Annotated in this window: 18 protein-coding genes; 7 read left to right on the forward strand and 11 right to left on the reverse strand. The window is 59.0% G+C overall.

Annotation, left to right across the window (positions count from 1 at the left end; genetic code table 11):
- From livG to EKL29_RS12220, 4 genes are all read right to left on the reverse strand, one after another.
- Complete coding sequence (gene livG, locus EKL29_RS12205) at window positions 1-768, reverse strand: high-affinity branched-chain amino acid ABC transporter ATP-binding protein LivG (protein ID WP_126689819.1); 768 nt, start codon at window positions 766-768, stop codon at window positions 1-3.
- Complete coding sequence (locus EKL29_RS12210; RefSeq protein WP_126689820.1) at window positions 765-2,033, reverse strand: high-affinity branched-chain amino acid ABC transporter permease LivM; 1,269 nt, start codon at window positions 2,031-2,033, stop codon at window positions 765-767. The genes livG and EKL29_RS12210 overlap by 4 nt, the downstream gene beginning before the upstream one ends.
- Complete coding sequence (gene livH / locus EKL29_RS12215) at window positions 2,030-2,956, reverse strand: high-affinity branched-chain amino acid ABC transporter permease LivH (RefSeq protein WP_120457384.1); 927 nt, start codon at window positions 2,954-2,956, stop codon at window positions 2,030-2,032. Before livH ends, EKL29_RS12210 begins: the two co-directional genes overlap by 4 nt.
- A gap of 71 nt (window positions 2,957-3,027) precedes the next feature.
- Complete coding sequence (locus tag EKL29_RS12220) at window positions 3,028-4,155, reverse strand: branched-chain amino acid ABC transporter substrate-binding protein (protein ID WP_120457199.1); 1,128 nt, start codon at window positions 4,153-4,155, stop codon at window positions 3,028-3,030.
- 400 nt (window positions 4,156-4,555) lie between these two features.
- Between EKL29_RS12220 and panM the strand changes: the two genes are divergently transcribed.
- Window positions 4,556-4,942, forward strand: a complete 387-nt coding sequence (gene panM / locus EKL29_RS12225; protein ID WP_120457197.1) for an aspartate 1-decarboxylase autocleavage activator PanM — start codon at window positions 4,556-4,558, stop codon at window positions 4,940-4,942.
- A 38-nt stretch (window positions 4,943-4,980) separates the two neighbouring features.
- On the opposite strand, the gene rpoH is transcribed toward panM, so the two are convergent.
- The 4 genes from rpoH to ftsY all read right to left on the reverse strand — a co-directional run bounded on the left by rpoH (window position 4,981) and on the right by ftsY (window position 9,172).
- Complete coding sequence (rpoH, locus tag EKL29_RS12230; RefSeq protein WP_120457195.1) at window positions 4,981-5,838, reverse strand: RNA polymerase sigma factor RpoH; 858 nt, start codon at window positions 5,836-5,838, stop codon at window positions 4,981-4,983.
- 241 nt (window positions 5,839-6,079) lie between these two features.
- Window positions 6,080-7,063, reverse strand: a complete 984-nt coding sequence (gene ftsX, locus EKL29_RS12235) for a permease-like cell division protein FtsX (protein WP_120457193.1) — start codon at window positions 7,061-7,063, stop codon at window positions 6,080-6,082.
- Window positions 7,053-7,721 carry a cell division ATP-binding protein FtsE gene (gene ftsE, locus EKL29_RS12240; RefSeq protein WP_120457191.1) on the reverse strand — a complete coding sequence of 223 codons (669 nt, stop codon included), beginning with the start codon at window positions 7,719-7,721 and terminating at the stop codon, window positions 7,053-7,055. The genes ftsX and ftsE overlap by 11 nt, the downstream gene beginning before the upstream one ends.
- Window positions 7,722-7,726: 5 nt before the next feature.
- Entirely contained in the window at window positions 7,727-9,172 is a 1,446-nt protein-coding gene (gene ftsY / locus EKL29_RS12245; RefSeq protein WP_126689821.1) for a signal recognition particle-docking protein FtsY, read from the reverse strand.
- A gap of 235 nt (window positions 9,173-9,407) precedes the next feature.
- On the opposite strand from ftsY, the gene rsmD reads away from it, so the two are divergent.
- A complete protein-coding gene (gene rsmD, locus EKL29_RS12250) occupies window positions 9,408-10,007 on the forward strand; it encodes a 16S rRNA (guanine(966)-N(2))-methyltransferase (RefSeq protein WP_126689822.1) in 600 nt (199 codons plus the stop codon).
- Window positions 9,997-10,269: a DUF1145 family protein gene (locus tag EKL29_RS12255; RefSeq protein ID WP_120457186.1), complete on the forward strand. Its 273-nt coding sequence runs from the start codon at window positions 9,997-9,999 to the stop codon at window positions 10,267-10,269. The genes rsmD and EKL29_RS12255 overlap by 11 nt, the downstream gene beginning before the upstream one ends.
- Window positions 10,270-10,373: 104 nt before the next feature.
- On the opposite strand, the gene EKL29_RS12260 is transcribed toward EKL29_RS12255, so the two are convergent.
- Window positions 10,374-10,730 carry a DUF2500 domain-containing protein gene (locus EKL29_RS12260; protein WP_120457184.1) on the reverse strand — a complete coding sequence of 119 codons (357 nt, stop codon included), beginning with the start codon at window positions 10,728-10,730 and terminating at the stop codon, window positions 10,374-10,376.
- Window positions 10,731-10,888: 158 nt separating this feature from the next.
- Between EKL29_RS12260 and EKL29_RS12265 the strand changes: the two genes are divergently transcribed.
- Together EKL29_RS12265 and EKL29_RS12270 are read left to right on the forward strand one after the other, a co-directional pair.
- Window positions 10,889-11,518, forward strand: a complete 630-nt coding sequence (locus tag EKL29_RS12265; RefSeq protein WP_120457182.1) for a lysoplasmalogenase — start codon at window positions 10,889-10,891, stop codon at window positions 11,516-11,518.
- A gap of 86 nt (window positions 11,519-11,604) precedes the next feature.
- Complete coding sequence (locus tag EKL29_RS12270) at window positions 11,605-13,881, forward strand: zinc/cadmium/mercury/lead-transporting ATPase (RefSeq protein WP_126689823.1); 2,277 nt, start codon at window positions 11,605-11,607, stop codon at window positions 13,879-13,881.
- A gap of 15 nt (window positions 13,882-13,896) precedes the next feature.
- Here the strand turns inward: EKL29_RS12270 and tusA are convergent, their stop codons facing one another.
- Window positions 13,897-14,148 (reverse strand): sulfurtransferase TusA, encoded by a 252-nt coding sequence (tusA, locus tag EKL29_RS12275; RefSeq protein WP_103796303.1) that lies wholly within the window; start codon window positions 14,146-14,148, stop codon window positions 13,897-13,899.
- Window positions 14,149-14,350: 202 nt separating this feature from the next.
- Here tusA and EKL29_RS12280 point away from each other — a divergent pair, with 202 nt between their 5' ends.
- On the forward strand, window positions 14,351-15,016 hold the full coding sequence (locus EKL29_RS12280; RefSeq protein WP_126689824.1) for a 7-cyano-7-deazaguanine/7-aminomethyl-7-deazaguanine transporter: 666 nt from the start codon (window positions 14,351-14,353) through the stop codon (window positions 15,014-15,016).
- 117 nt (window positions 15,017-15,133) lie between these two features.
- Window positions 15,134-15,688: a DcrB family lipoprotein gene (locus tag EKL29_RS12285; RefSeq protein WP_126689825.1), complete on the forward strand. Its 555-nt coding sequence runs from the start codon at window positions 15,134-15,136 to the stop codon at window positions 15,686-15,688.
- An 84-nt stretch (window positions 15,689-15,772) separates the two neighbouring features.
- On the opposite strand, the gene iolC is transcribed toward EKL29_RS12285, so the two are convergent.
- Complete coding sequence (gene iolC, locus EKL29_RS12290) at window positions 15,773-17,686, reverse strand: bifunctional 5-dehydro-2-deoxygluconokinase/5-dehydro-2-deoxyphosphogluconate aldolase (RefSeq protein WP_120457176.1); 1,914 nt, start codon at window positions 17,684-17,686, stop codon at window positions 15,773-15,775.
- Between the last annotated feature and the right edge of the window lie 302 nt (window positions 17,687-17,988).

The raw sequence follows: 17,988 nt of genomic DNA on the forward strand, positions 1-17,988 counted from the left end.
TTACGCCTCTCCTAAATAGGCTCGGATCACATCCGGATTGTTGCGCACCTCTTCCGGCGTGCCGTTGGCCAGCGGCGTACCCTGGTTCACCACATAGATACGGTCGGAAATACCCATCACCAGCTTCATATCGTGTTCAATCAGCAGCACGGAAACTTTGTGCTCGCCGCGCAGTTCAGCAATCAGCTCATCCAGCTCGTGCGTCTCTTTCGGGTTCAGCCCGGCCGCCGGTTCGTCCAGCATCAGGATCTCCGGGCGCGTCACCATGCAGCGCGCAATCTCCAGACGGCGCTGCTGGCCGTAAGCCAGATTGCCCGCCTGGCGGTTAGCGAGATCGAGCAGCCCGATGCGCTCCAGCCAGGTGGCGGCGCGATCCAGCGCTTCGCTCTCGCCGCGACGAAACGCAGGCGTTTTTAATAAGCCGGAAAAGAGGCCGCTTTTCAGATGCTGATGCTGCGCCACCAGCAGGTTCTCAATAACCGTCATCTCACGGAACAGGCGAACGTGCTGAAAAGTGCGCACCACGCCCATCCGGGCGATCTTCTGGCCGGGCAGGCCTTCCAGATGCTGCTCGCGCAGCTTAATGGTGCCGCCGGTCGGCTTGTAGTAGCCGGTCAGGCAGTTGAAAACGGTGGTCTTGCCCGCGCCGTTCGGGCCGATCAGCGAGACGATCTCCTGCGGGCGCAGCTCCAGCGCCACGTTATTGACCGCCAGCAGGCCGCCGAAGCGCATCATCAGACCCTCAACGGCTAATAAAGGCTGAATCATGCCTGCTCTCCTTGTTTCTGTTTCAGTTTCAGATGCGGACGCTTCATCGGCAGCAGCCCCTGCGGACGCCAGATCATCATCAGCACCATCAGGCCGCCCAGCACCAGCATGCTGTATTCATTCAGGTCGCGCATCAGCTCGCGCGAAACCACCAGCAGGATAGCGGCGAGGATAACGGCGAACTGCGAGCCCATACCGCCCAGCACCACAATCGCCAGCACAAAGGCTGATTCGACAAAGGTAAAAGATTCCGGGCTGACAAAGCCCTGGCGCGCGGCGAATAGCGTACCGGCGAAGCCCGCGAAGGCGGCGCTGATGGTAAAGGCGGTCAGCTTGATGCGCGTCGGGCTCAGGCCGAGCGAGCGACAGGCGATCTCATCTTCGCGCAGCGCTTCCCACGCGCGGCCCAGCGGCATACGCAGCAGGCGATTGATCACGAACAGCGTCAGCGCCACCAGCAGCAACGCCACCAGGTAGAGGAAAATGACGCGATCGCTGGGGTCATATTTCAAGCCGAAAAATTCGTGGAACGTGCTCCAGCCGCCTTCAGAGACTTTGCGGCCAAACTCCAGGCCGAACAGCGAAGGTTTCGGGATCTGTGCAATGCCGTTAGGGCCGCCGGTAATGGCGGTGTTATTCAGCAGCAGGATACGCACGATTTCGCCGAAACCGAGGGTGACAATCGCCAGATAGTCGCCGCGCAGACGCAATACCGGAAAGCCGAGCAGCAGGCCGAACAGCGCCGACACGATGCCCGCCAGCGGCAGACACTCCCAGAAGCCGAGACCAAAGTAGTGGTTCAGCAGCGCAAAAGTATAAGCGCCGATGGCGTAGAAGCCGCCGTAGCCGAGCACCAGCAGACCCGAGAGGCCAACCACCACGTTCAGGCCCAGGCCAAGCATTACGTAGATCAGCGTCAGCGTGGCGATATCCACCGCGCCGCGCGACACGAAAAAGGGCCAGGCCACCGCTACGACGATCAGCGCCAGCATAAACAGCTTCTGCTTAGGCGTAGAGCCGTCGATGCCGGGCAACACCAGCGTCGGGCCGGCGATCTTTTTCATGCCGCGCTGCCAGAACGGGCGCAGCAGCTGAAACAGAAAAACCACCGCGCAGCCGACGAAAATCCAGTTCCAGCGCACGTCCCCGGCGCTCTGCACCACCAGTCGCGTGCCGTCCAGGCCGAGCCGCATCCCCATAAAGAAGCTGGCCAGCACCAGCAGCATGACGGTGGAGATCAGCGCATTGATAAAGGAGGACTTCATACTTTTTCTACCTCCGGACGACCCAGGATACCGGTCGGCATGACCAGCAGCACCACGATCAGCAGCGCAAAAGAGACGACGTCTTTATATTCAGTGCTGAGATAGGCGGAGGTCAGCGCTTCGGCGATGCCGAGCACCAGGCCGCCGATCATCGCGCCCGGAATGCTGCCGATGCCGCCAAGCACCGCGGCGGTAAAGGCCTTCATGCCCGCCATAAAACCGATAAAGGGGTTAATGGAGCCGTAGAACTGGCCGAGCAGCACGCCCGCCACCGCCGCCATCGCCGCACCGATCACAAAGGTCAGCGAAATCACGCGGTCAGTATTGATGCCGAGCAGGCTCGCCATCTTCAGGTCTTCGGCGCAGGCGCGGCAGGCGCGACCCATACGCGAATAGCGAATAAACAGCGTCAGCGCCAGCATCGCCAGAAAGGTCACCAGCCAGATCACGATCTGCATGGTGGAGATGGTGGCGGCAAAGCCGTTGCTCTGGCCCAGCGTCCACTGGCCGGTGATCAGGCTCGGCAGCGCGAGGTCGCGTGAGCCCTGCGTCAGGCTGACGTAGTTTTGCAGGAAGATCGACATGCCGATGGCGGAGATCAACGCGATCAATCGCTTCGACGATCGCACCGGCTTATAGGCGACACGCTCAATGCTCCAGCCGTAGGCGCTGGAGATCAGGATCGCCATCACAAAGCCAGCGGCGATCATCAGCCAGCCGGTGTCGATGCCCATCATCATCAGGGCGGCGATAACGATAAAAGAGACATAGCTGCCGATCATATAGACCTCGCCGTGAGCGAAGTTGATCATGCCGATAATGCCGTAAACCATGGTGTAACCAATGGCGATCAGCGCGTAGGTGCTGCCGAGAGTGACCCCGTTAAGCATCTGCTGAGTGAAATAAAGAAACTGCTCGGACATAGTGAAGACCTGCATTAGAACGGGAAAATCCCCTGCCGTAGCGGCAAGGGATTTGTCTGCCGATGGGACGATTACTTAACCGCGGTAGAAGAACCGTCTTTGTGCCATTTAAATACGCCGAACTCGAAACCTTTCAGATCGCCTTTCTGGTCCCAGCTCAGGTTGCCCATCACTGTCGGTACCGGCTCGCCACCCTTCAGGTTTTTCGCAATCTCTTCCGGCTCGTCGCTTTTGCTGCGCTCGATGCCAGCCACCAGCGACTGGATCGCCGCGTAGGTGGTCCAGACGAACGGACCGGTCGGATCTTTGCGGTTCTGCGCGCTGTTGGCTTTGATAGCGTCAACGATCGCTTTGTTCTCCGGTAGCTGGTCGTAGCGCTTCGGCAGCGTCACGTAGATGCCTTCCGAGGCGTCGCCTGCGATATTAGAGAGCGAGGCGTTGCCCACGCCTTCAGGTCCCATAAAGCCAGCGTTCAGACCCGCCGCTTTCGCCTGGCGCAGGATCTGGCCCATTTCCGGGTAGTAACCGCCGTAGTAAACGAAGTCCACATTCTCTTTCTTCAGACGCGCAATCAGCGTAGAGAAGTCTTTATCGCCTGCGGTAATGCCTTCAAACAGCACCACGTTGCCGCCTTTGGCTTTCAGGGTTTTCTGCACGGATTCCGCCAGCCCCTGGCCGTACTGCTGCTTGTCATGCACCACGGCAATACGCTTGGGTTTGATCTCGCTGAGGATATAGTTAGCAGCGGTCGGGCCCTGATCGGAGTCGAGCCCGGTGGTGCGCATAATGGTGGCATAACCGCGTGCGGTCAGCTCTGGCGCGGTCGCCGCCGGGGTGATCATCAGCACGCCTTCGTCGTTATAAATGTCAGACGCAGGCTGGGTAGAAGAGGAGCAAAGATGGCCGATAACATATTTAATGCCGTCGTTGACGACTTTGTTCGCCACCGCCACGGCCTGTTTCGGGTCGCAGGCGTCGTCATACTCTACGCCCACCAGTTTGTTGCCGTTCACGCCGCCTTTGGCGTTGATATCTTTAATCGCCTGAGCGGCGCCGGTGAACTGCATATCGCCATACTGCGCTACCGGGCCGGTCACGGCACCCACGATAGCGATTTTGATATCGGCAGCCAGGGCGGCGTGGCTCATCGCCAGCGCAACGCAACCCGCCAGTAATGCGCGGCCTTTACTCATTTTCATGCGGACTTCCCCATCTTGTTGTGTCTGTGATTTGTGGTTTGCTGTTGCTACCGGATAAAGCCGAAAAATGATGTTTATGAACGATTTAGCGTGCTTTTCCGGTATTTTTTGATAATAAGGCTTTATTTTTCAGGTTATTAAACAGGAAGTTTCTTCTGTAAATCAACTGACCTGTTGGGAAATAGCGGGCCGAAACAGCATAATCATCTGGTTGTTATGCAGGCTTTTTCTCCATTTCTCCAGCGCGTTATGCTGGCTTATGCGCCGCTTATTGTTCTTTATCTCCTCTATCCTGGCATCCCGGCCATCTTTTGACCTGTTTTCAACTTAAAAAAGTGACGGCGCTCTGACTGTATAAATTCGCTACACTATGCCCTTTCGACTAGTACAGGTGTTTGTTATGAAGCTGACTATTCTGCGCCTGACCACCTTCAGCCCGCAGGACCACATCGATCTGGCGAAAATCTGGCCAAACGAAGATATTGCGGCGCTGGAAAAAAGCCTGAGTGAAAACCAGCGCCTTTACGCCGCGCGCTTTAATGAACGGCTGCTGGGTGCGCTAAAGCTGGAGATTGTGGGATCGCAGGGGAAAATTTCGCAGCTGGAGGTGCGTGAGGTGACGCGGCGGCGCGGCGTGGGTCAATATCTGATGGAAGAGACGATGGCGCAAAACGGCTCTGTCTCAAGCTGGTGGGTAGCGGATGACGGCAGCGCAAATCAGGGCGAGCGCGCCGCTTTTATGCAGGCCTGCGGTTTTCGCGCGCAGAGTGACGGCTGGGTCAAATAACAGGCAAAAAAAAGGGCGACTTCGCGTCGCCCGTTTTTTTATGCTTCTATCGCCATACGTAATTTCTTCATGGCGTTCTTTTCAAGCTGTCGCACGCGTTCGGCTGACACGCCGTAACGATCCGCCAGTTCCTGCAGCGTGGTTTTGTTATCTTCGTCCAGCCAGCGGGCGCGGATGATGTGCTGGCTGCGCTCGTCGAGGCCCAGCATCGCGTCGCTCAGCTTATCGGCAGCGTGCGATTCCCAGTTATCCTCTTCGATGCCGTCAGCGAAGTCTGAGGTTTTATCCTGCAGATAGAGCACCGGCGCCATTGTTTTGCCTTCGCCGCTCTCATCGTCGGCGGACATATCGAAGGTCATATCCTGCGCGGCCATACGCGATTCCATTTCACGCACGTCTTTGCTGCTTACGCCCAGTTCACGCGCCACCATCTCGACTTCGTCCTGGTTGAACCAGCCCAGACGCTGCTTGGTTTTACGCAGGTTAAAGAACAGCTTGCGCTGCGCTTTAGTGGTAGCGACCTTCACGATACGCCAGTTACGCAGCACGTATTCGTGAATCTCGGCTTTAATCCAGTGCACGGCGAAAGAGACCAGACGCACGCCAACTTCAGGGTTAAAGCGACGCACCGCCTTCATCAGGCCGATGTTCCCTTCCTGAATCAGGTCCGCCTGAGGCAGGCCGTAACCGGAATAATTACGAGCGATATGAACTACAAAGCGCAGGTGAGACAGGATCAGCGTCTTAGCCGCATCCAGATCACCCTGGTAATGCAGCCGTTCAGCCAGCGCTTTTTCCTCTTCTGCCGACAGCATCGGCCAGACGTTGGCGGCCCGAACGTAAGATTCCAGGTTGCCAAGAGGAGCAATAGCTAAAGTTTGCATTTCTTTGGTCATTCAAACCCTCACAATGGTTATTAAGTTGCTGCGTCTTCCCTTTGAGCAGACGTTACCTTAAGTCAACGCCGGGGAAAATCCGAAAGCAATCTGTGCTACTTAGAGTAGCTAAGTTATCCACAAGTTCAATTATAGCGGTGAATATTTTACACACAGATGACGAGGCGGGAAGAGAGGGGTTCCTCTGCGCCCGGATCGTCGGCAGCAGAGGAACATTATATCAAAAAAACGTTGCAGGCGGTTACTGGGGCGTAAAACGACGTAAATGTTGCACGGTCGCCAGCCAGGCCGCAATCCAGCCGATAATGGCAGCGATAAGCAGCAGCAGCAGCCCCTCATCCCATGAGAAGCCTTCCAGCGCGAAGGTCGTGCCAAACACCTGCGCCACCTGTGCCACCACCGACTGCAGGCGCAGAACCAGCACCTCGGAGAGGATCAGCGACAGCACCGCGCCGCTAAAGCCAAGCAGCGCGCCGCCGTAAAGGAACGGGCGCAGGATAAAGCCATCGGTGGCGCCGATTAGCTTCTGCACGTTGATGGTATCGCGCCGCGCGAAGATGCTAAGCCGCACGCTGTTGCCGATCACCAGGAACACCGCGACAATCATCAGAACGCCGATCATGGAAGCGACTTGTCCCACCAGCCCGGTCAGCGCCGCCAGACGGGCGAACCAGCTGTCGTCCATGCGCACTTCATCAACGCCCTGCACTTTCGCTACCCTGTCGCGCAGGTTCTGCATGGTGCTGGAGTTCTGGAAGTTGAGCTTCGGCGTGATAATCGCCACTGCCGGCAGCGGGTTCTGCTCCAGCATATCCATTGCGCCGCCAAAGCCCGACCAGTTGCGAAACTCGTTCAGCGCCTCTTCCCGCGTCAGGTAGTTGACGCTATCCACGCCATCGACCTGCTTCAGCTGTGCCACCACATTTTCAGCGGCGGTATCGTCCAGCGTTTTCGACAGATAAACCGTCAGCTGCGGCGCGGGATACCACTGCGTCGCGGCCTGGCTGACGTTTTTCCATACCATGTAGCAGACGCTGGGCAGCGTCAGCGAGATGGCGATAACCATCACCGTCAGCAACGTCGCCAGCGGCTGGCGATACATATCGGACAGCGTGCCGCGCCATGCGTAGCGCCACTGTTCCTGCCAGCCGCCCTTCAGCGCTTTGCTTTTTGACGGCGCTTTCGCTTTTGGCGCAGCGGGGCGCTTGTTGCGTTTATTGACCATCGTGGCCTCCATGCAGGCGTCCCTGATTGAGCGTCATAACGCGATAGCGACGGCGCGCGATCAGCCCGCTGTCGTGCGTCGCCATCAGCACCGTAACGCCCACGCGGTTAAACTCTTCAAACAGGCGCAGAATATCTTCCGACAGCGCGTCATCCAGGTTGCCGGTCGGTTCGTCCGCCAGCAGCACGGCGGGCTTGTTCACCACGGCGCGTGCAATGCCGACGCGCTGCTGTTCACCGCCGGAGAGCTGAATCGGAAAGCTTTTCGCCTTATCGAGCAGGCCGACCTTATCCAGCGCCGCCGACACGCGACGGCGAATATCTTCGCCGCTGGCGCCGGCGATAATCAGCGGGATCGCCACGTTGTCATAGACGGAACGATCCATCAGCAGATGGTGATCCTGAAAGATCATGCCGATCTGGCGACGCAGAAACGGCACCTCGCTGTTGCGCAGCCGGGAAATGTCGTGACCGCTGAACCAGATATGGCCCGCGCTCGGCCGCTCAATGCCACAAATCAGCTTCAGCAGGGTACTCTTACCGGCGCCGGAATGGCCGGTGAGGAACGCCATTTCGCCCTGCCGCAAATGGAAATCCGCGCCCTGCAGCGCCTGACGTCCACCGAGATATGCCTTACTGACCTCTTCAAAGCGAATCATCCCAATTAGTCCTCTCGGGCAAACAGTGCCTCAATAAAATCCTCGGCCTTGAAGGGCCGTAAATCCTCAATGCCTTCCCCGACGCCGATATAGCGAATCGGGATGCCGAACTGATCGGCCACAGAGAAGATCACGCCGCCTTTCGCCGTTCCGTCCAGCTTGGTCAGGGTAATACCGGTCAGGCCGACCGCCTCATGGAAAAGTTTCGCCTGGCTGATGGCGTTCTGACCGGTGCTGGCATCAAGGGTGAGCATCACTTCGTGCGGCGCCTCTTCGTCCAGCTTTTTCATCACGCGAGTGATTTTCTTCAGCTCTTCCATCAGGTGCGATTTATTCTGCAGTCGACCCGCCGTATCCGCGATCAGCACGTCAACGCCGCGTGCTTTCGCCGCCTGGATGGCATCGAAAATCACCGAGGCGGAATCTGCGCCGGTATGCTGCGCGACGACCGGAATATGGTTGCGCTCGCCCCACACCTGCAGCTGCTCAACGGCCGCCGCGCGGAAGGTATCGCCCGCCGCCAGCATCACCGATTTGCCCTGCGCCTGATACTGACGCGCCAGCTTGCCGATGGTGGTGGTTTTACCGACGCCGTTTACGCCGACCATCAGAATAACGAACGGTGCTTTGCCACTGACGGCGAGCGGCGCGTCGACCTTCGCCAGAATGCCCGACATCTCTGCTTTCAGCAGGCCGTAAAGCGCTTCCGCATCGCGCAGCTGTTTACGGTTCGCCTGCTGCGTCAGGTTAGTAATGATGCGGCGCGTCGTCTCTACGCCAACGTCGGCGATCAGCAGCTGCTCTTCCAGCTCTTCAAACAGATCGTCGTCAATTTTTTTGCCGCGGAACAGGCTGATAAAGCCGGAGCCAAGGTTCTGGCGGGTTTTTACCAGGCTACGTTTCAGGCGGGCAAAGAAACCCTCTTTGGTGGGGCGTTCCTGTTCCTGAGAAACGATCGGCGCGGCGGCGAGCGGCAGATCGCTGACGGTATCCTGAACCTCGTCTTCGGCGGCGATCTCTTCCGCCGCTTCATCCTGCGGCGCTTCCGCCAATGCCAGCGCCGCCAGTTCTTCGTCATCCAGCGGCTGCTCCTCTTCGGGCAGCGCTTCCGGCACAATCTCTTCTTCAATCGGCTGCGGCGCCAGCTCCGGCTCTTCTTCCGGAATGATCTCCTCCAGCGGCGCGATAATTTCCGCATCCTGCGCCTTCTGGACGATCTGTTCCGCTTCCGGCTCAGCGGCAATGTGCTCGTCAACGGCGTGCGCTGGCGCTTCGCGCTGCGCCTCGGCGAGCTGCTCGGTCAGTTCGACGGTATGTGCCGCGTCGGTTTCCGCCTGCGCTAGCGCAGGATCCTCTGGCTGCTGTTCAGGCGTTTCAGCAGGCTGTTGTGTCTCTTCTTCTTTGCCAAATCCCAGCCAGGAAAAAAAGCCACGTTTTTTCTCTTTTGCCATTGTGTGACCACACTCCTCGATGGCTTAATCCCGGTCGCTCGCTGTTCCCAGGGGATAAAAATTAGCTCTGGTTTTCACCGCCAAAAGGGCGAAAAACGGCAGAATTATGTATGACTTCAGCAACTCACTAGTCTAACACTTTCCAGCCAGCGCACCACAGCACCCTTTTTTACCGTTTCTTCTCACCGATTCGCCCGTTAAACTACGCAACAAATTATGACGAGTTGTGAGCAAGATGAGTAAAACCCCTCGTGGCACAGGCGGTGCCGGACAAATCCGCATCATCGGCGGTCAGTGGCGCGGACGCAAACTGCCGGTGCCCGACAGCGCCGGGCTGCGCCCTACCACCGATCGCGTTCGGGAAACCCTGTTTAACTGGCTGGCGCCCGTTCTGCAGCAGGCGCGCTGTCTCGACTGCTTTGCCGGCAGCGGCGCGCTCGGTCTGGAGGCGCTGTCGCGCTTTGCCGCGTCGGTGACGCTGCTGGAGCTGGAACGTTCGGTGGCGCAACAGCTGGAGAAGAATGTACAAACCCTGCGTGCCAGCGACGCGCAGGTGATCAACGCCAATACCCTTAACTGGCTGGCTGCTTCCGGCGAGCCTTATGATGTGGTATTCGTCGACCCGCCGTTCCGCAAAGGTCTGCTGGAGCAAACGCTGCAGCTGCTGGAGCAGAATGGCTGGCTGGCGGACGAGGCGATGATCTATGTAGAGAGCGAAGTGGAGCACGGCGCGCCGCCGGTGCCCACCAGTTGGGCGCTGCATCGCGAAAAGATCGCCGGGCAAGTGGCGTATCGTTTATATCACCGACAACAAGAGACATCCGATGTTGCTTAATTCAGGTCGCCTGTTGATGCTGTGCGTCTGGGCTTTTTTACTGTTCAACCTGGTAGACCCCTACCCTAAACCGCTGCGCTATTTTATCCACGTCGCGCTGTTCTTTATGGTGCTGATGCACGGTCTGCAGCTGACGCTGCTGCGCGCAACCCAGCCGAAAGACGCGCCGCCGATCGATCGCTGGACGCAGACGAAAATCTTTCTCTTTGGCGTCTTTGAGCTGCTGGCGTGGCAGAAGGCCAATTTCCCTAAGAAGAAATAAGCACGGCGATCAAACGGCTGGCAAGGTTCGCGGCCGGATGAGCGGAACGACAAGCAAAGCGTTCCGCCTCGCCCGCGCTGGCACGGCATCCCGTCAGCGCTTTTCTACTGTACCGGCGTAAAGCTGACGAAGCGCGATCCCTGCATTTTCAGCTCTCCTTTCGCGCCGGTATCCATCTGATTGTAATCGCGCTCGCCCACAATCGCTTTAATGTCGCTGGCACCGTTCAGAGGATGGAACCAGGCTTCATAACGCATATCTTCGCCTGCGATCGTTTCCCGCTGGCGTGAACGCCGATTAGGCGACGGATATTCCCGCTTGGTTTTCACCTTCACCGTCAGCGTGCGCACCGGTGAGGCGTCGTTGACCGCCGCTTCGCGCCGCTGCCTGATAAACTGACGAGTCGCCAGCACGGCGATAACGGCCAGTACGATAAAAAAGAGTAGCGGTGGTTTGCTCATGGTTTTTTCTCGTCTCGTTAAGCTCTGAAAAGCAATGCGGGTGAAGCATACAACCAGAGTTGCCTCATTGTCACATTGCGAAGCCGTAACCTAAACTGGGATCGACTTATTGGGAATTTTCACCATCTGATGGACAGGTTGTCCTTAAGGGAGCAGCAATGCTTTGGTCATTTCTTGCGGTACTTTTTTCCGGTTGGCTCTATGTTGATGCATCCTATCGCGGCCCGCAGTGGCAGCGCTGGCTATTCAAACCCATCACGCTGCTGCTAATGGTCGGCTGGGCCTGGCAGGCGCCGGTGCTGAAACCTACCGATTACCTGATTATCGCCGGGCTTATCGCGACGCTGGTCGGCGATGCGCTGCTGCTGTTGCCGCGTCAGCAAATGCTCTATGCGCTGGGCGCGTTCTTCCTCTCTCATCTGCTTTACACCATCTGCTTCGCCGCCGGCATGACGATGACCTTCTACTGGCCGATTCCGCTGACGCTGTTAATTATCGGCGTGGTCACCATCGCGGTGATCTGGAGCCGCCTGGAGACGCTGCGCTGGCCGATTTGCACGCTGATTGGCATGACGCTGGTGATGACATGGCTGGCCGCCGAGCAGTACGTTTTCCGCCCCTCGGATGACAGCTTCACGCTGGTTGTGGGCGCGAGCCTGCTGCTGCTGGCGAATATCGTCTGGTTTGTCAGCCACTATCGCCGCCGCTTCAGCGCCGACAGCGCCATCGTCGCCGCCTGTTACTTCGCCGGGCACTTTATGATTGTTCGTTCGCTCTGGCTCTACTAGTGCAAAACCGGTCTTGACTCTGGAGTCGACTCCAGAGTGTAGGATGCAGTAGCGGGCGGCGTCGCCCGCCCGTTACTGGAGGTTATATGCACCAACATCGTCACGCCTGCGGCTGCGGCCGCCCAGGCACCACCCATTCCGCAACCAAACCCTTGTGCGCCCTGCCTGGCGCCACGCCCGTTCGTCTCAATATTAAGGCTGCCACGCCTGTACAACCTGAATGCAGCGGGGGCTGCTGCGAGGCTGACAGCAGCCCCGGCGGCGATGGCGACGAAGAAGGCGACAGGCGTGGCTCCTGGCATTTTAGCTGGCGCGTCAGCGGCATGGATTGCCCCAGCTGCGCCCGCACCGTTGAAACCGCCGTTAGCCAGTTGCCCCAGGTTGTTCGCACGCGCGTCGTCTTCGCCAGCGAAAAGCTGCTGGTGGACGCCAGCGATGATATCGCCGCCGCCGTTGAACAGGCCGTCGCGCGCGCCGGTTTCTCGCTAGTCAGCGAGACGACGCCGCCCCGCCCCGCCTCCCGCTGGCGCGAGAACCAAACTCTGTTGATACTCGCCGTTATGATGCTCGCCAGCTTTACGCTGAGCCGCTTCATGCCGCACTGGGGCGACATGCTGTTTATCGCCACCACGCTGACTGGATTATGGCCGGTGGCGCGTGACGCGTGGCGACGCGCGCGCAGCGGCTCGCCCTTTACTATCGAAATGCTGATGAGCGTTGCCGCCGCTGGCGCGCTGCTGATTGGTGCCCATGCCGAAGCGGCGATGGTGCTGCTGCTGTTTCTGCTGGGCGAAAGACTGGAAGCCTTTGCCGCCGCCCGCGCGCGCAGCGGCGTTACGCAGCTGATGGCGCTACGTCCGGAAAACGCCGTACGGTTAAACGGCGAGGTGCGGGAAACCGTGGCGCTGGCGGCGCTGCGGCCCGGAGACGTGATTGAGGTCGCGGCTGGCGGACGCCTGCCAGTCGATGGCCGTCTGCTGAGTAACGAAGCGAGCCTGGACGAAAGCGCGCTGACCGGCGAGTCGCTGCCGGTCACGCGTGAAAAGGGCGATGCGCTGCTGGCGGGCGCCACCAGCGTGGATCGCCTGATTCAGCTTGAGGTAACGTCGAAACCAGGCGAAAGCGCCATCGACCGCATTCTGACGCTGATAGAAGAGGCTGACAGCCATCGCGCGCCGGTGGAGCGCTTTATCGATCGCTTTAGCCGCATCTATACGCCGCTGATTATGCTGCTGGCCGCGCTGGTGATGGTGGTACCGCCGCTGCTCGGTTTCGGCGCCTGGCTGCCGTGGATCTATAAAGGGCTGACGCTGCTGCTGATCGGCTGCCCCTGCGCGCTGGTGATTGCCACGCCTGCCGCCATTACCTCCGGTCTTGCCGCCGCCGCGCGTCAGGGCGCGCTGATTAAAGGCGGCGCGGCGCTGGAGCGCCTCAGCCAGATACGCGCCATCGCCTTCGACAAAACCGGCACCCTGACGCAGGGCAAGCCGCAGGTCGCCGCCGTGCTCTGCTTCGCCACGCTGTCGCAGAATGAGCTGCTGGCGCTGGCGGCGTCGGTGGAACAGGGTTCAACCCATCCGCTGGCGGCGGCCATTGTCGCGGCCGCGAGGGAGCGGCAGCTGACGCTGCCCTCCGCCAGCCAGCAGGTGACGCTGGCGGGCAGCGGCATCGCCGCGCAGGTCGACGGCGCGCAGGTGGAACTGCTGTCCCCTGGCCGCGTTGACGTCCTGACCGCCGCGCAGCGCGCGCAGATTGTCGAGCAGGAAGAACAGGGACAAACGCTGGTGGCGATCCTGCGCGACGGCGAACCGCTGGGCGCGCTGGCGCTGCGCGATAATCTGCGCGCCGACGCGCAGGTCGCGGTAACGGCGTTAAAGAAAATGGGCATCGAAAGCATGATGCTTACCGGCGACAACCCGCGCGCCGCGGCAGCGATCGCTCGCGAACTCGACATCGATTTTCGCGCCGCTCTGCTGCCTGCCGATAAGGTCGATGCTGTTCGCGCGCTGGGCCAGCAGCAACCGCTGGCAATGGTGGGCGACGGCATCAACGATGCGCCCGCGATGAAAGCGGCCACCATCGGTATCGCCATGGGCAGCGGCAGCGATATCGCGCTGGAGACCGCCGACGCCGCGCTGACGCGCGATGCCTTGCCGCTGTTGCCGTCGCTGGTGGCGCTGGCGCGGCGCACGCGCGCCACGCTACGGCAGAATATCGCCATTGCGCTGGGGCTGAAGGCGTTGTTTCTGGTCACAACGCTGCTGGGCCTGACTGGCTTATGGCTGGCGGTGGTCGCCGACTCCGGCGCGACGGCGCTGGTGACCGCTAACGCGCTGCGCCTGCTGCGCACGCGTCGGGAATAACGCGCGACAGGACGATCAGGCGCCGAGACCCTTCTGGATCAGATAGTGGTAAGGCAGGGTTTCGGTTTGCTGCGCCAGCAGGCGGTGTTCCATAAAGCGGCAGAAGCCGGGAATATCGCGCGTAGTGGCCGGATCGTCGGCGATAATCAACAGCGTTTCCCCGTCCTGCATAGTGCGGACCGTTTTACGCACCATCATTACCGGCTCCGGACAGCGCAGGCCCAGGGCATCCAGCTGATGGTCGGCATGGGAGAAGTTGTCGCTCATAAATCACTCGGTTCTAAACAGGGGGCGCTCATTTTAACGCGCGCTCCCGCAGACGCAAGACGAGAACGATTGCGTTAAAATTAACCATTGCGTAAATAGCACAACGCGGTAAGATGCCGCGGTTTTTACATTCGGTACCGTCGCGCAGGCTCCGCTTTGCACGGCAATGGGTTCCCTCACCCCAATATGAAAAAGGTCCATTATGATCGCATTTTCTTCGCGTCAGCGTCAGCATGCGCTGGTCTGGCTATCCCTGTTTCACCTGCTGGTGATTATTTCCAGTAACTATCTGGTGCAGCTGCCGGTTTCCGTGTTTGGCTTCAACACCACCTGGGGCGCATTCAGCTTCCCGTTTATCTTTCTGGCGACTGACCTGACCGTGCGTATTTTCGGCGCCCCGCTGGCGCGCCGCATTATCCTGGCAGTGATGATCCCGGCGCTGTTTGTCTCCTATCTGGTCTCAAGTCTGTTTTATCAGGGCCAGTGGCAGGGCTTCGCCGCGCTGCATAACGTCAACCTGTTCGTTGCGCGCATCGCCTGCGCCAGTTTTATGGCCTATGCGCTGGGACAGATCCTTGACGTCCATGTCTTTAACCGCCTGCGCCAGCTGCCGCAGTGGTGGGTCGCGCCTGGCTGCGCGATGTTCCTCGGCAATATCAGCGATACGCTCGCCTTTTTCTTTATCGCCTTTTATAAAAGCACCGATCCCTTTATGGCCGCGCACTGGGTAGAGATCGCGCTGGTGGACTACAGCTTTAAAGTGCTGATCTGCCTTGTCTTCTTCCTGCCCGCTTACGGCGTGCTGCTCAATGCGATGCTGAAACGTCTGACAGAACGTTCGCAGCGCCCGCAGGTTAATTTCGGCTAAACGGACATAGAGCGTTTCGCTGCGACCCGCTAAGATCTGCTGACAATCGGGCGGTTGCTTTTGCCGCCTGATTCGAGTTGTATGAACGCCTTACTGGAATCAAATAAAGGGATTCAGATGCGAAACTTAGTGAAATATGCGGGTATTGGCTTACTGGTGCTGGGCCTGGCGGCCTGCGATCAGAAGAAAGATGACGCGGCTGGCAGCAATGGCACCAGCGCCAGCCAGTCGTCGCAGAACGTAACGCTGATGGACGGTAAGCTGAGCTTCTCGCTGCCGGCCGGCATGTCGGACAAGAGCGGCAAGCTGGGCAACCAGACCACCAATATGCACGTGTACGCCGATGAAACCGGCGCGCGCGCCATTATTGTGATCGCAGGCGACGCCACCAGCGAAGGGCTGGACGTGCTGGCGCAGCGTCTGGAACAGCAGCAGCGCAACCGCGACCCGCAGCTGCAGGTGGTTTCTGACAAAGCGATTACCCTGAAAGATCAGCCTGCGCAGCGTCTGGACAGCGTAGTGTCAGCCAATAATCAGACCTCCTGGTCCTCAGTGATCCTGGCGAAAGTCGACGGCAAATTGCTGACGCTGCAGATTACTCTGCCGGGCGACAACCAGCAGCAGGCGCAGAGCGACGCGGACAGCATTATCCAGAGCATCACGCTGAAATAAGGATGTTTTTAAGGATGGCTGAAAGCCTGAGATAAGAACTGACAGATAAAAACGGCGGGAATGTTCCCGCCGTTTTTTTAGCTGTTAACCGCGCGCGGCGCGCCAGTAGTCGATCAGCCGCAGATAATTGCCCTTCACCTTCTCAACCAGCGCCTCATCATCCAGCTCGCCCTGTAGCCACTGGCGCGACGGCTGGCCGAAGATAGTGCGGCCGACCGCAAACCCTTTCACCCAGGGTGCTTTCGCCGCAGCGGCAAAGCCCGCCTTCAGCTTCTCTTCCGGCGCGTCGAGTCCCAGCAGCAAAATGCCACGGCAATGAGGATCCTGCTGCTCGATCAGGCCGCTAATCGCCTGCCAGCTCTCCGCCGACAGCGGCGGCAGCTTCCACCAGTCGGGCTGGATGCCCATCTGATAAAAGTGGCTGAGGATCTCAAGATAGTAGGCCTCGTTACGATCGGGATTGCTCTCCGGCAGAATGACTTCCAGCAGCAGCTCGTGCCCGCTCTTGTTACAGCCGTTCCAGACGTCGAGCACCAGATCGTCCTGCTCTTTGCGCATTTCGGCGCTGTCGTGCGGATGGTAGAAGACCAGGCATTTCACGACATGCTCCGCCGGCCAGTCGATAAGCTGCGAGCCGATATTGCCATGCTCCAGGCGCAGCGGCCGCGAGCTGGGCATTTCGATCGGACGGCCAATCCACCAGCCTTTGCCGGTAATGGCGTTCAGCGCTTTCTGGCCGTAAGTGGTATCGGCAAGAATACCGCTCTTGTTCTCCAGTCCGGCCTCGCGCGCCGCCTCTTCAGCCGCCTTCAGCAGCAGCACTTTCAGCGCCGGGATTTTGCTCTCGTCGACGCCCGCTTCGCGCGCCATATCGGCCAGCTGTTTGCGATGGTCAAAGGCGAACACGTTCAGCTCCGGCCACTGCTGTTTGCGCGTGGTCACGCGATGCAGGTGATTTAAACGCGCGTCGAGATCGGGACGCTTCACCTCTTTATCGCGGCTGAGGAAATCATCCAGCTCCTCTTTGGTCGGCATCGCCGGGGCGCAGCCGTGACGCGACACCACCAGCGCGCCGCAGGCATTGGCGTAACGACACGCCTGTTCCCAGCCTTCGTCGTTGAGCCAGCCGCGCAGCAGACCGGACATAAAGGCGTCGCCCGCGCCCAGCACGTTTAATACATCAACCCGTACGCCGCTTTGTAGCTTCGTCTGTTCCCAGGAATCGGGAATATCGCCCTCAAATACCACGCAGCCCAGCGGACCGCGTTTACAAACCAGCGTCGCCTGAGTCGCCTGGCGCACATTCTTCAGCGCCGTAAGCGTATCGGTGCTGCCGCCAGCGATATGAAACTCCTCTTCCGTACCGACAATCAGGTCGAAATAGTGAATCACTTCCTGCAGCTGTCGCGTCACCTGTTCAGACTCGATGAAACGCGTTTCGCCGTCGCCGAGTGAGGTCAGGCCCCACAATACCGGACGATAATCGATATCCAGCGCGGTGCGCAGGCCGTTGCGCTTTGCGATATCCAGCGCTTTCAGCACCGCGGCGCGCGTCTGCGGATGAGAGAGATGGGTGCCGGTTACGGCAACTGCGCGCGACGAGGTGATAAAGTCCTCATCGATATCTTCCGGCACCAGTGCCATATCGGCGCAGTTATCGCGGTAGAAGATCAGCGGAAAGGTCTCTTCATCCTTGATGCCCAGAATAACCAGTCCGGTCAGACGCTGCTTATCGGTAATCAGCCCGTCGGTATTACATCCTACGCGGTTCAGCTCTTCGCGCAGAAAGCGGCCGTTATGCTCATCGCCGACGCGCGCCAGCATCGCCGATTTTAGCCCCTGAATCGCGGTGCCGTAGGCGACGTTGCCGGAGGAGCCGCCGAGATATTTAGCAAATGTGCTCATATCCTCCAGCCGCGCACCAATTTGCTGACCATAAAGGTCAACGGCGATGCGCCCAATACAAATCACATCAAGCCGCTTCTTTTCTGTACTCATACCTGTGGTTTCCTTCTGTGATAAGCAGACACGCGTGCAAGGGAGCAGGCATCCCGGCGTGCGTCTGGGTTTTGCCTTTGCCAGACTGACGATGGAGAAATTATGAGGAATAAAAATTCCAAATTCAATATGAAATGAAACATCCATCGCGATTTTGTGAACCAGGTAAAACTCTGCACCGCCTGCACATCACGCGCGCGATGTTTCATCCGTTTCGCGCCGCTGCAGGGGTGTGAAGCGGATCGCAGAAAAAGCTAAGCCTCTGCAGGAAGCGACTGAATTAAAATGAAAACTTCCAGCTT

This window comes from Pantoea sp. YU22 (assembly GCF_003970755.1).
Classification (GTDB): Bacteria; Pseudomonadota; Gammaproteobacteria; order Enterobacterales; family Enterobacteriaceae; genus Pantoea; species Pantoea piersonii.